The sequence below is a fragment of the Microbacterium sp. 69-10 genome (genome assembly GCF_001897945.1).
In the GTDB taxonomy this organism is placed as follows: Bacteria; Actinomycetota; Actinomycetes; order Actinomycetales; family Microbacteriaceae; genus Microbacterium.
This window is the reverse complement of the sequence record NZ_MKRT01000032.1, coordinates 37777-51149: the sequence shown is the minus strand read 5'-3', so window position 1 is coordinate 51149 and position 13373 is coordinate 37777. Positions and strand designations below refer to the sequence as shown.

The 13373-nt window shown below is 70.2% G+C and carries 10 protein-coding genes and 1 tRNA gene (1 of these 11 running past the window's edge); 2 read left to right on the top strand and 9 right to left on the bottom strand.

What is annotated here, in order from left to right; translation table 11 throughout:
• Nucleotides 1–19: 19 nt before the first annotated feature.
• From nusG to BGN97_RS17760, 3 genes are all read right to left on the bottom strand, one after another.
• Nucleotides 20–1051, bottom strand: coding sequence for a transcription termination/antitermination protein NusG (nusG, locus tag BGN97_RS17770; RefSeq protein ID WP_292704569.1), 1032 nt, complete (start codon nt 1049–1051; stop codon nt 20–22).
• 16 nt (nt 1052–1067) lie between these two features.
• The gene (gene secE / locus BGN97_RS17765; RefSeq protein WP_292704567.1) at nt 1068–1355 is read right to left on the bottom strand and encodes a preprotein translocase subunit SecE; all 288 of its coding nucleotides are present in this window, start codon (nt 1353–1355) and stop codon (nt 1068–1070) included.
• A 41-nt stretch (nt 1356–1396) separates the two neighbouring features.
• Nucleotides 1397–1469, bottom strand: a tRNA-Trp gene (locus BGN97_RS17760).
• A 224-nt stretch (nt 1470–1693) separates the two neighbouring features.
• Here BGN97_RS17760 and BGN97_RS17755 point away from each other — a divergent pair.
• Nucleotides 1694–3508 (top strand): HSP90 family protein, encoded by a 1815-nt coding sequence (locus BGN97_RS17755; protein ID WP_292704565.1) that lies wholly within the window; start codon nt 1694–1696, stop codon nt 3506–3508.
• A gap of 20 nt (nt 3509–3528) precedes the next feature.
• Nucleotides 3529–6324, top strand: coding sequence for a hypothetical protein (locus BGN97_RS17750; RefSeq protein WP_292704563.1), 2796 nt, complete (start codon nt 3529–3531; stop codon nt 6322–6324).
• A 127-nt stretch (nt 6325–6451) separates the two neighbouring features.
• On the opposite strand, the gene poxB is transcribed toward BGN97_RS17750, so the two are convergent.
• The 6 genes from poxB to BGN97_RS17720 form a co-directional block, all read right to left on the bottom strand.
• On the bottom strand, nt 6452–8176 hold the full coding sequence (poxB, locus tag BGN97_RS17745) for a ubiquinone-dependent pyruvate dehydrogenase (RefSeq protein ID WP_292704561.1): 1725 nt from the start codon (nt 8174–8176) through the stop codon (nt 6452–6454).
• 20 nt (nt 8177–8196) lie between these two features.
• The gene (locus tag BGN97_RS17740; RefSeq protein ID WP_292704559.1) at nt 8197–8532 is read right to left on the bottom strand and encodes a pyridoxamine 5'-phosphate oxidase family protein; all 336 of its coding nucleotides are present in this window, start codon (nt 8530–8532) and stop codon (nt 8197–8199) included.
• 200 nt (nt 8533–8732) lie between these two features.
• Nucleotides 8733–10094 carry an NAD-dependent succinate-semialdehyde dehydrogenase gene (locus BGN97_RS17735; RefSeq protein ID WP_292704557.1) on the bottom strand — a complete coding sequence of 454 codons (1362 nt, stop codon included), beginning with the start codon at nt 10092–10094 and terminating at the stop codon, nt 8733–8735.
• A 19-nt stretch (nt 10095–10113) separates the two neighbouring features.
• Nucleotides 10114–11589, bottom strand: a complete 1476-nt coding sequence (locus BGN97_RS17730) for an NAD-dependent succinate-semialdehyde dehydrogenase (RefSeq protein WP_292704555.1) — start codon at nt 11587–11589, stop codon at nt 10114–10116.
• A 24-nt stretch (nt 11590–11613) separates the two neighbouring features.
• Entirely contained in the window at nt 11614–13224 is a 1611-nt protein-coding gene (locus BGN97_RS17725) for an APC family permease (protein WP_292704553.1), read from the bottom strand.
• Between the two features lie 37 nt (nt 13225–13261).
• Nucleotides 13262–13373: the final stretch of a universal stress protein gene (locus BGN97_RS17720; RefSeq protein ID WP_363331458.1), read on the bottom strand. It continues 719 nt past the right edge of the window; 112 of the gene's 831 nt are visible here — the last part of the coding sequence; its start codon lies off the right edge, out of view; it ends in the stop codon at nt 13262–13264.

The window sequence follows — 13373 nt, the reverse complement described above, 5'->3', positions numbered from 1 at the left end:
CGAAGATTGATCCGAGTCGTCACAACATCTTGGTGACCTGCTCGAACGACAGCTCGACGGGGGTCTCGCGCTCGAAGAGCGAGACGAGCACGGTGAGCTTGCCGGCGGCGGCGTTGATCTCGCTGATCGTGCCGGGAAGACCCGCGAACGAGCCCTCCTTGATCGTGATGGTCTCGCCGACCTCGAAGTCGACCTCGGCTGCCATCGGACGGGCCACGGCCACGCCGCCCTTGGCGGCGATGGACTTCGCGGTGGGGACGTCCTTCACCTCGACCAGCGACTTGAGCATGTTGAACGCCTCTTCGAAGCGCAGCGGCGTCGGGTTGTGGGCGTTGCCCACGAAGCCGGTCACACCGGGGGTGTGGCGGACGACGGACCAGGTGTCCTCGTTCAGCTCCATGCGCACGAGCACGTAGCCCGGGATGCGCACGCGGGTGACCATCTTGCGCTGGCCGTTCTTGATCTCGACGACGTCCTCCATCGGGACCTCGATCTGGTAGATGTCGTCCTCGACCTCGAGCGTCGACTTGCGCTGCTCGATGTTGGCCTTCACCTTGCGCTCGAAGCCGGCGTAGGAGTGGATGACGTACCACTTGCCGGGCAGCATCCGCAGGTCCATCTTGAAGGCCTCGTACGGGTCCTCCTCGGCGGCCTCGTCGGACTCGTCGTCGGATTCCTCGTCAGCACCGAGCTCGGGGCCGTCGTAGGGAGTCACTTCCTCAGCGGCGGCGGCCTCCTCTTCGGCGGTCTCCTCCGCAACAGCGTCGTTGAGGACTTCGGCGGCTGCTTCGGACTCAGCCGCTTCGTCCAGGTTCAGAGCGTCGTTCACGATCGCGTCCGCCTCCGGGTCTTCGATGTCGATGTCGTCGATGTCGTCTTCGTACTCCTCGTCGGAGTCGTCGTCGCCCTCGAGATGAAGGGCGACGGTCTCCGCGGAAGCCACCGACTGCTCCTGCTCGGCGAGGATGTTGCCCTCCTGGGCCTCGTCCTCCTCGCTGGACTGCTCGGCCGCGGTGGCCCAGTCGGCGTCGTCGGAATATCGTTCAGACACGTTGCTTACTTTCCGTTCACTGCGCGGGCGCAGGTGCGGTGCCGGGAACTCCGAACACCAGGTGGGTCACGAAGCCGAACAGCGAGTCGAAGCCGTAGACCAGCCCCATCACGATCAGCACGAACACCAGCACCACCAGGGTGAACTTGATCAGCTCCTTGCGAGTCGGCGTGACGACCTTGCGGAGCTCGCTCATCACCTGCCGGAAGAACAGCGCGATGCGGCCGAAGAAGCCGAGCTGCTTGTCCCGCAGGGAGTACGGGCCCATTGCCACGGCATCGCCGCGAACGTCGTCCTGATCCATCCCGCAAGTACCTTTCGTGAGTCAGCATGTGCGCTGACGCGCAGGGCGGACAGGAATCGAACCTGCAACCTGCGGTTTTGGAGACCGCTGCTCTGCCAATTGAGCTACCGCCCTAGAGACCGGATGGTCCCTGGGTCCGCGTCCTCCGTGTGCCGATCAGGGCACGGTGAAGGATGCAGACAACTGCCCCTCAAGTGTACGGCATCCGATCGGCTGGGCCGAACCGAGCCGACATCCCGCGTGAGTCGCGCACCTCCGCAGCCCGCCGGATGCGGATCATCGCCCGTACTTCGGGCAGACTTGAGGGCACTGATTTCCACACGGCCGGAGGGGGTCCCGTGAGTTCGGACGCGCAGCAGTTCCAGGTCGATCTGCGCGGTGTCGTCGACCTGCTCAGCAGGCACATCTACTCGAGCCCGCGGGTGTACCTGCGCGAGCTGCTGCAGAACGCGAGGGACGCGATCGCCGCGCGCTCCGAGGTCGACGGCGAAGGCGGCAGCATCCGCATCTCCCCCCTCAGCGAGGAGACCGGTGAGTTCGTGCTGCGCGACGACGGCGTCGGCCTGACCGCATCCGAGGTCACCGAGCTGCTGGCCACCGTCGGCCGCAGCTCCAAGCGCGACATCTTCGACCTTCCGCGCAGCGACTACCTCGGGCAGTTCGGCATCGGCCTGCTCAGCTGCTTCATGGTCTCGGACCGCATCGTGATCCGCTCCCGCAGCGCCCACGGCGGTGCGAGCGTGGAATGGGTGGGCAGCTCGGACGGCACCTTCCAGGTGGTCGAGCTGGACGAGGAGCTGCCGGTCGGCACGAGCGTGCACCTGGCGCCGCGCTTCGACCAGGCCGATCTGCTGCGCCCCGCCGCCGTACGGGAGCTGGCGCGCACCTTCGCCGAGTTCCTGCCGGTGCGGGTGACCGTGGAGATGCCGGGCGGCGACGTCGAGATCACCCGCCCGGCGCCGTTCCTCGGCGAAGGCGGATCGGATGCCGTGGCCGAGTACGGCCGCGACCTCATCGGCGCGACGCCGATGGACGTGATCGAGATCTCCGAGCCGGGCACCGGCACGCGCGGCGTCGCCTACGTGCTCCCGTTCGCCCCGCCGCCGAACGTGCGGCAGGCGACCCGGATGTACCTCGGCCGGATGCTGCTCGCCGAGCGCGCCCCCGACGTGCTGCCGGATTGGGCGTTCTTCGTGCGCGCCGTGGTCGACTCGCAGACGCTGTCGCCCACCGCCAGCAGGGAGTCGCTGGTGGAGGACGCCGCACTCGAGCACGTGCGCGAGCAGCTCGGCGCGGGCATCCGCCGCTGGGTGCTGGAGCTGGGGCTGACCGCACCGCATCTGCTCACCCAGTTCGTGGCGGTGCACGAGCTGGGCCTGAAGTCGCTGGTGCGTCACGACGAGGAGCTGGCGCGCTTCATCACCCGCTGGCTCACCGTGGAGACCACGCACGGCACCATCCGCCTCGGCGACCTCGTCGAGCGTTACCCGCACGTGCGCTACGCCCGCACCGTGGACGAGTTCCGTCAGGTGGCGGGGATCATCCCCGCATCCGAGGTGCTGGTCAACGGCGGATATCTGTACGACGCCGATCTGATCGCCGCGCTCCCGGAGCTGCATCCCGAGGTGACCGTCGAGCAGATCGACGTGTCGGCGGAGCTCGACCGCCTCGACCCGCCGCCGCTGGACGACCGCGACGCCGCCATCGCGCTGGAGGACCGCGCGAGCGCCGTGCTCGCGGCATCCGGCTGCGCGGTGGTGGTGCGCTCGATCGACCGCGCCGACCTCACCGGCCTGTACGTCGCCGACCCCGCTGTGCTGCGCGCCATCGACCGCAGGCGCACCAAGGGCGTCACCGGCGGGCTCTGGGGCGGGGTGCTCTCGCGCATCGACGACGCCGTGGGCGCCGCCCGCGACGACGACCTGTCCGCGCGGCTGTGCCTGAACTGGGCGAACCGGGTCGTGCGCACGCTCGCGGGCGTCGCCGACGAGGCCGTGTTCGCCCGCACCGTGCAGCTGCTGTACATCCAGGCGCTGCTGGCCGGGCATCACCCGCTGTCCGACGCCGACCGCACCCTCATGACCACCGCACTGTCCGACCTGGTCTCGCTCTCGGCGGGCATCGGCGACGACGACTTCCCTTTCGAGATCTGAACCCACCGCAGGAGGACCCCATGGCCCGACCGAAGAAGCGCTTCAAGGAGCTGCTCGAGGAGATCGACCGCACCCCCTGGGGGCCGGCCGAGCAGGCGCTCGTCGGCGAGGCCGTCGCCCTCGCGCAGGAGATCGGCGACGAGCAGCTGGAGTACCAGGCGCGCATGCGCCAGACCGCGTCGGCGAACATGGGCGGCCTCACCGACGTGATGCTGAACTCGTTCGCCTGGTGCCTGGCGCATCACGACGCCGACCCGAAGCGCTTCCCGCTGGACATCGAGAACGGCGCCGCCGACCTGATGTGGCAGTTCAAGTGGATGGCGGCCTCGCTGCGCGGGTCGCCCGCGTTCTCGGCCGAGCAGGTCGCCGCGGTGCTCGACGACATGGAGGCGCACTACGTGCGGGCGGGCCTGGGCATGAGCGGCGTGCTGACCGCGCGGTTCGAGGATGCCTGGGACTCCGGCCGCTTCGACGAAGCCGAGGCGCTGCGTGTGCAGCTGGAGACCACCCCGCGCGACGACTACAGCCACTGCGACGCCTGCGGGCGCAGCCAGTTCGCGGGATTCTTCGCGGAGACCGACCGCGACGACGAGGCGATCCGCCTCGTCGAGGAGATGCTCGAAGGCGGATTCTCCTGCGGCGAGGAGCCCGAGCACGCCCTCTCCCGCGTGCTGCTGCCGTACCTGCGCGCAGGCCGCCCCGAGGAGGCGCGCTCCGCGCACCTGCGCAGCTACCGGCTCGCGAAGGACAACCCCGACAACCTGGTGATCGTCGCCAACAACATCGTGTTCGCCGCGGTGACCGGCAACGAGGCGCGCGCGCTGGCCCTGGTGGAGCGGCACCTGCCCTGGCTCGCACACGACCAGCTCAACGTCGACGGCCACTTCACTGCGCTCTCGGCGATCGGCTTCGCCCTGGACCGGGTGACCGAGGCCGGGCACGGCGACGCCCGCGTGCGCGGTGCGGACTCCCCCGCGCTCACGCCGTTCTTCGGCGCGCACGAGGGCCCCTGGACGGCATCCGAGCTGGCCGCGGCCGCGAACGCAGCCGCCGAGCGGATCGGCGCGGCGTTCGACGAGCGCGACGGCACCGACGCGCACGCCGCCCGCCTGGCGCGGACGCGTGCGCTGAGCACACAGCGCTGGGACGTGCCGATCCGCTCGGACGCGTTCGCCGCCGCTCCCGTCGCTCCCGAGCCGCAGGACGCCGAGGGCTGGTACGACCGCGCCGTGGCGCTGGGCAGCTATGGCTCCGAGACGGATGCCCTGGCCGCGGCCGCACGTGCGACGGAGCTCACCGACGCCGAGAAGCGCGCGCGCCTGCACGGACTCCGCATCGGGGCGCTGGTGTCGCTGGAGCGCTGGGACGAGGCATCCGCTCTGCTCCCGGAGCGTGCGGCCGCGCTGGCCGCGGCAGGACTCACCGAGCAGGTCGCCGTGGAGGGCCGGCTGGGCCTGGCGCTTTTCGGGCGCTACGACGAGGCCGACGTCGCCGCTCTCGAGCGGGAATGGGCTGATGCCGCAAGCCTGCCGGCGTGGACGCGCGGCGACCTCGCCCTGACGCTCGCGTCCGCGCGCCTGCGTGCGGATGACCCCGAGGGCGCCCTGCAGCTCGCCGAGCACGCCGCCCGGGCCTTCGGCGAGGCCGATGACGACCGCCTGGTCGCCGGGACCACGCTGCTGGCGATCATGACGCTGCTGCGGTCCGGCGATCTCGAGCGCGCCTCCGCTCTGGTGGACGGCATGCTCGCCGAGGAGACCCTGAACCCGGGGCAGCGCGCCCGGGTGCTGGAGACCCGCGCCCGGATCCGCGGCGGCGCCGGCGAGCTCGCAGACGGTGCGGCGGACGCCGACGCAGCCGCCGGGATCCTCGCCTCGCTGGGCGGCTCCCAGTCCCTGGCGAGCACGCAGATGCTCGCGGGCGCGCTCTGGGAGGACGCCGGTGACGCCGAGCAGGCCGTGCTGCGGTACCGCTCGGGTGTCCGGCTCATCGAGCAGGAGGGCGGGGATGTGGCCGGCGCCCGGTACCGTCTCGGCCGCGCCATGCTGCACGCGGGCTACGCCGCGGAGGCGGCCGAGCTGCTCGGCGACGTGCTGCGCGCCGAGGAGGAGGCCGAGGTGCCGGCGGGGTCCAGAGCCGTCACCGTCGGGATGCTGGCCCGGTCGCTGGCGGCATCCGAGGAGTTCGGGCAGGCCGTCGGCGCCTTCGGGTACGCGGCCGACCTGCACGAGCAGGCGGAGGAGCCCGCCGACCAGGCGCTGATGCTCACCGAGCAGGCGAAGATCCTCGCCCGTTTCGGCGAGGGCGACGACGCCCGTGGGCTGCTGGAGCAGGCAGCCGAGCTCGTGCGGCCGACCGAGGCCACCGGCGCCATCGTCGAGGTGCTGCACAACCTGGGTCAGGCGTACGGCGGCACGGCCGACGAGCGCGCGTTCGGGCTGTTCGACGAGGTCGCGACGCTCGCCCGTGAGAACGACGCCCCCTGGCTGCTCGCCGACGTCACCGACTCGCGCGGGCGCGCCCTGGTGGAGTTCGGGCGCATCGATGAGGCGATCTCAGCGCTGCTGACCGCGGCGGACGGGTTCGCCGGGATCGGGGATGCCGGATCCGCCGGCGGCTCCGAGCTGTTCGCGGCGCGCACGCTCGTGAACGCGGAGCGTCTGGACGACGCGGTGCCGCTGTACCGCAGCGTGCTTGATCGGTCCTCGGAGATCCCGCCGCTGCGCCAGGTCGGCGCGCTGGAGCTGGGCGACGTGCTCGAGAAGCTCGGCCGCGCCGGTGAGGCCGCCCAGGTGCGGGCGCTCATCGAGGACTGACCGCGGGTTCCGGCCCGCAGCCGCCGAACCACCATCGAAACGCCGAGCCACCACGCAGATCACCGTCATCTGCGTGGTGGCTCGGCGTCTGCGTGGTGGCTCGCGGGAACGGTGTGCGCGCCCGGGCTCAGAACAGCTGGCGCCAGTTGGCCTTGGCCAGATCGAGCAGCTCGTCGCCGCGGCCCGACATCACCGTGCGGATGGCGTAGAGCGCGAAGCCCTTGACCTGCTCGGCCTTGATCGACGGCGGCATCGACAGCTCCTGCCGCTCGGTGACGACGTCGAGCAGCGCGGGCCCATCATGCGCGAGCACCTCGGCCACGGCATCCGGCAGGTCCTCCGAGCGCTCCACGCGCCTCGCGAAGATGCCGAGCGCCTGCGCGACGGCGGCGAAGTCGGGGTTCTCCAGGTCGGTGCCGTAGGTGACGAAGCCGGCCGCCTTCATCTCCAGCTCGACGAAGTTGAGCGAGGAGTTGTTGACCACGATGGTCTTCACCGGAAGCCTGTTCTGGGTGATGGTGATGAGCTCGCCCAGCATCATCGCGAGTCCGCCGTCGCCGGCGAGGGCCACCACCTGCTGGTCGGGACGGGCGACCTGGGCGCCGATCGCGTGCATGAGGGCGTTGGCCATCGAGCCGTGGTTGAACGAGCCGATCAGGCGGCGCTTCTCGGTCATCGTGAAGTAGCGCGCCGCCCACACGGTCGGCGAGCCGACGTCCGCGGTGAGGATCGCATCCGAGGCCGCGGCCTCGTCGATCAGCCGGGCCAGGTACTGCGGGTGGATCGGCGCCTTGCCGCGCGCGGGCACGGCGAGGTCGTCGAGCTTCGCGCGCGTGCGACGGTAGTGCGCCGTGGCGTCGTCCAGGTGCGCGCGGTCGCTCTTCCTCTTCAGCCGCGGCAGGAGCGCCTCGGCCGTCGCCTTCACATCGCCCACCAGACCGAGATCGAGCGGATGCCGCTTGCCGAGCTGCTCGCCGCGGATGTCGACCTGGATGGTCGTGGCGCCCGCCGGGTAGAACTGCGTGTACGGGAAGTCGGATCCGAGGATGAGCAGCGCCTCGGCGTCCTCCATTGCGCGGAAACCGGAGGCGAAGCCGAGGAGGCCGGTCATGCCGACGTCGAAGGGGTTGTCGTACTCGATGTGCTCCTTGCCGCGCAGGGCGTGCACGATCGGCGCGGCGAGGGCGTCCGCGAGGGCGACGACCTCGTCGTGGGCGCCTTCGACGCCGGCGCCGGCGAGGATCGTGACCCGGCTGCAGCCGTTCAGCAGCGTGGCGGCCTTCTCGAGCTCGGCCGCGCTCGGGGTGACCACCGGGTTGGCGCGCGGGATGACCACCGCCCGGTCGTCGGCGATCTCGGCGAGGGCGACGTCGCCGGGGATGACGAGCACCGCGACGCCGCGCTTCTCGATGGCGGCGCGCATCGCGATCTCCATCAGCCGCGGCATCTGCGAGGGGTCGGCGACGTACTCGGCGTAGACGCTGGACTCGCGGAACAGCTCCTGCGGGTGGGTCTCCTGGAAGTAGCCGGTGCCGATCTCGACCGTGGGGATGTGCGCGGCGATCGCGAGCACCGGCACACGGGAGCGGTTGGCGTCGTACAGGCCGTTGATCAGGTGCAGGTTGCCCGGCCCGCAGGAGCCCGCGACGACCGCGAGGTCGCCGGTGAGGGCGGCATCCGCCGCTGCGGCGAACGCGGCCGACTCCTCGTGACGGACATGCACCCAGCGGATCGTGCCGTCCTTGCGGAGGGCATCCGTGAACCCGTTCAGCGAGTCGCCCGGGATGCCGTAGACCCGGTCGATGCCGTTGGCGCGGAGCGTGCGGACCATGTTCTCAGCGACGGTCGTCATGAGACGAGCCTATGCCGGGATCAGTAGTCGGAGACTCCGCAGCGCTCTGATTCGGGCGTACGGGCGAAGGCACGACCGCTGAGCGAGCTCGGCGTGATCCGCACGTAGTTGTACTTCGCATCGGCATCCGTATGGTCGTCGACCTCGAAGAGCACCTCATCGTTGACCGTCAGCTCCACGAGCTTGCTCCCCTCGGCGGTACGGAACACGATCGTGCGGTCGTCGATCACGTAGTTGATCGGGAAGATGTCGATCACCTCGCCCACATGCGTCACGAGGCGCCCGATCTCGGGGCCCTTCAGGCGCTGCCAGCACTCCTCTTCGCTCAGCCGGACGACCGGGTCCTCAGTGCTCATGACGCGCTCCTTCCGCCTCGATCCGAGGGCAACCCCGAGCTGCCTCCTCTGACACCCGTTCCTGCGCCCGGAATCGGCTCGCCGCCGAGCCACCACCGAAACGACGAACCACCACGCGGATCGCGGTGATCTGCGTGGTGGTTCGTCGTCTGCCTGGTGGTTCGGCGGCGGATGCCGGCCATCCGCCGCCCGGAAGCCGATCAGCCCTTGCGGATGAGCTTCTTGTTCACGAACTCGTCCGCGGCCAGCAGGCCCAGCTCGCGCGAGGTGCCGCTGCGCTTCACGCCGCCGAAGGGCAGCTCGGGGCTGTCGGCGAGCACGAGGTTCACGTAGACCATGCCCGCCTCGATGCCGTTCGCCACGCGCTCAGCCTGCTCGGCGTCCGTGGTGAACACGTACGAGCCGAGGCCGAACGAGGTGTCGTTCGCGAGCGCCACGGCCGCATCCTCGTCGGCGACGCGGTACACGACCGCGGCGGGGCCGAAGAGCTCCTCGCGGTAGACGTCCATCGCGGGCGTCACATCGGCCAGCACGGTCGGGGCGAAGAACGCGCCCTCACGGGTGCCTCCGGTCAGCAGCGTCGCACCCTGGGAGACGGCGGTGTCGACCTGCTCCTGCAGGCGCTCGGCCGCGGCCAGCGACGACAGCGGCCCGAGCACGGTGTCCTCCTGGGTGGGGTCCTCCGCCGAGACCGCGGCGAGCGAAGCCACGAACTTCGACGTGAACTCCTCGTACAGGCCGTCCACGACGATGAAGCGCTTGGCGCCGTTGCAGGACTGGCCGTTGTTGTCCAGTCGCGCATCCACGGCGTTCTGCACCACGGCGTCGAGGTCGTCGGTGGAGAGCACGATGAACGGGTCGGAACCGCCGAGCTCCAGCGCGACCTTCTTCAGGTTGCGTCCTGCCACCTCGGCCACGGCGGCGCCGGCGCGCTCGGAGCCGGTCACCGAGACGCCGTGCACGCGCGGGTCGGCGATGATCGTCGCCGCCTGCTCGTTCGTGGCGTACACGTTGACGTACCCGCCGTCCGGCAGGCCCGCGTCACGGTAGATCGCCTCGATCGCGGCCGCCGACTCCGGGCACTGCGGAGCGTGCTTGAGGATGATCGTGTTGCCGATGGCGAGGTTGGGGGCCGCGAAGCGGGCCACCTGGTACGCCGGGAAGTTCCACGGCATGATGCCCAGCAGCGCGCCCAGGGGCGCGCGGCGCACCACGGCGGTGCCGTCGCCCACGATGTCCAGCGGCTGGTCGGCGGTGATCTTCTCGATGTTGTCGGCGTAGAACTCGATGATGTCGGCGGCGAACTCCACCTCGCCGACGGCGGCGGCGATCGGCTTGCCCATCTCGCGCACGATGATCGCGCCGAGCTCGTCCTTGCGCTCGCGGTGCAGCTCGGCGATGCGCCGGATGACGTTCGCGCGCTCGGCGGGCGAGGTCGCCGCCCAGGTCGTGGCCGCGGATGCCGCACGGGCGATCGCGTCCTCGACCTGCGCGTCGGTGAAGGTGTCGTAGGTGGCGAGGGTCTCGCCGGTGGCCGGGTTGATGACGGCGTAGTCGATCATGTCGGTTCCTCTCGTCGGATCAGCTGTAGGGAAGCATCGTGTACTTGGTGGACAGATACTCGTGGATGCCCTCGGCACCGCCCTCGCGGCCGATGCCGGACTGCTTGACACCGCCGAACGGAGCCGCGGCGTTGGAGATCACTCCCACGTTCAGGCCCATCATGCCGGTCTCGAGCGCGTCGATCATGCGGTGCCCGCGGGCGAGGTCCTCGGTGAAGACGTAGCCGACCAGCCCGTACTCGGTGTCGTTGGCCAGGCGCACGGCCTCGGCCTCGTCCGAGAAGCGGGCGATCGCGAGCACCGGTCCGAAGATCTCCTCGCGGAGGATGTCGCTGCCCGCGACCACGTCGGCGAGCACGGTCGGCTCGTAGAACGTGCCGTCGCCCTCGATCGCGTTGCCGCCGGCCAGCAGGCGGGCGCCGCGCTGCACGGCGTCACCGACCAGCTCCTGGGCCTTGGCGACGGCATCCGCGTCGATCAGCGGGCCGATCACGACGTCGTCCTCGGTGCCGCGGCCGATCTTCATCGCGTTCACGCGCTCGGCGACGCGACGCGCGAACTCGTCGGCGACGTCCTCGTGCACGATGAAACGGTTCGCGGCCGTGCAGGCCTGGCCGATGTTGCGGAACTTCGCCGCGATCGCGCCGTCGACGGCCTTGTCCAGGTCGGCGTCCTCGAACACTACGAACGGCGCGTTGCCGCCGAGCTCCATCGACACCCGCAGCACGCCCTGCGCGGCCTGCGCGATGAGCTTCTGCCCCACCGGGGTCGACCCGGTGAACGACAGCTTGCGCAGGCGCGGGTCGGCGATGATCGGGGCCGACAGCGCGCTCGAGCGCGAGGTCTGCACGATGTTGACGACGCCGGCGGGGAGCCCCGCCTCCTCCAGCAGCTTCGTGAAGAAGATCGTGGTCAGCGGCGTGAGCGCCGCGGGCTTGACGACCACGGTGCAGCCGGCGGCCAGCGCCGGGGCGATCTTGCGCGTGGCCATCGCGAACGGGAAGTTCCACGGAGTGATGAAGAAGGACGGACCGACCGGGCGCTGCGAGACGATCATGCGGCCGGTGCCCTCGGGGTTGCTGCCGTAGCGACCGCTGATGCGCACGGCCTCCTCGCTGAACCAGCGCAGGAACTCGCCGCCGTAGGCGACCTCGCCGCGGGACTCGGCCAGCGGCTTGCCCATCTCGAGGGTCATCAGCAGCGCGAGATCCTCCTTGTGCTCCTGCACCAGCTCCCAGGCGCGGCGCAGGATGTCGCTGCGGGTGCGCGGGGCGGTTTCGGCCCAGGCGTCCTGCGCGGCGACGGCGGCATCCAGAGCGCGGATGCCGTCGGCGGGCGTCGCGTCAGCGATCGAGGCGATCACCTGGTTGGTGGAGGGGTCGCGCACGTCGAAGGTGCGCCCCTCCTCGGCATCCGTCCACTGGCCGCCGATGAAGAGGCCGCCGGGGACGCGGGCGAGGAGTTCCTGCTCGTTCGGTGCGAGTGCAGTGCTCATGGTTTCTCTTTCTCTCGAGGAGGATCAGTGCTGGCGGAGGCTGGGCGGCGCGTCCATGCTAAGCGTCTTGCCGCGGAAGAAGTCGGGGGAGACGAATCTCTGCACGAGCATCAGCACACCGCCGAAGACGAGCAGGCCGACGCCGATGAAGAACACGATGCCGATGCCGCCCTCGCCGTTCTCGTCGGCGCCGATCGCGATCGACCCGTAGTCGGGGGCGAGGCTGTCGATCGCCGTGATCACGAACAGCACCAGCAGGATGATGCCGCCGACCAGAGGGCTGGCGAACTTGAAGAAGAAGTCCTTGCCCGAGTCGAACCACTGGTGACGGAAGTACCACACGCAGGACAGCGCGGTGATGCCGTAGTAGAAGCAGATCATCATGCCCAGCGCCAGGATCGTGTCCCACAGCGCGTCCTCGCTGAGGAAGCGCATCACGGCGTAGAAGCCGCCCGCGACGACGGCCGACGCGATCGTCGCGAACCCGGGGGTGAAGAACCGCGGGCTGACGCCGGCGAACCTCTTGGGCACGGCGCCGTAGTGGCCCATCGCCAGCAGGGTGCGAGCCGGCGAGATGAACGTCGACTGCAGCGACGACGCCGACGAGGTGAGCACCGCGAGCGAGAGCAGGAAGGCCAGGCCGCCCATGACCGGACCCGACAGCGCGAAGAACACGTTGCCGCCGATCTCCTCGTTCGTCAGGCCGAGGCCCTTGTCGCCGATCCCGGAGTACATCAGGCTGCTGACCGTGAGCAGGAGGTAGATCGCGATGATCGAGATCACCGTGAGCATGGCCGCGCGCCCCGGCGTGCGCTCGGGGTCCTTCGCCTCCTCGTTCATCGTGAGGGTGACGTCCCACCCCCAGAACATGAAGACCGAGGCGGACAGGCCCATCACGATCATGGACAGGCCGCCCTTGATCTCGAGCGGGTTGAACCACGCGAACTCGGGCATGTGCGCCTCGAAGGCGCCGCCCTGCACGGTCTCGACGATCGCCATCACGGCGAACAGCACGAGGATCGCGATCTGGAAGGCCACCAGACCGTACTGCAGCTTCTGCGAGGTGGACACGTCGCGGTAGGAGACCCAGGTGGCGAGCGCGACGAAGATCAGGCACACGGCGACGTTCACGAACGGGTTGCGGGTGATCTCGGCGATGGCCTCGTTGCCGGAGATCTGCGAGATCAGCAGGAAGAGGAAGTCGACGGCGATGCCGGCGAGGTTGGAGAGCACCAGGATCGTCGCGACGATCAGGCCCCATCCCGCCATCCAGCCGACGTACGGGCCGAACGCCCGCGTGGCCCAGGTGAAGGAGGTGCCGGAGTCGGGCATGGCCTTGTTGAGCTCGCGATAGCCGAAGGCGACGAGAAGCATCGGGATGAACCCGAGCAGCAGGATCGCGGGCACCTGGAATCCGACGGCGCCGACCGCGCCGCCGATGCCGGCGGTGTAGGTGTACGCCGGGGCGATGCACGAGATGCCCATCACCAGGGCGCCCAGGACGCCCACCGTTCCGACGCTGAGTCCCTTGCGGGAGATGCCTCCGGTCACCGGGTCGGCGGTGCCGGGCACGGCGTCGCCCGGTGCAGCGGCGTGTGGCGCCGTGGAGAGCGGAGACTTCGTCGACTCGCTCATGTTCACGCTCCTTCGGCGCGGGTGCGCGGCACCACGATCATGGGTACGGGCAGCTCGCGGAGCATCTTCGCCGCGGTCGAGCCCAGGAACAGCCGGCGCGGCTGGGCGAGCCGGCTGGAGCCGACCAGCACGATCTCGCCTGGCAGCCA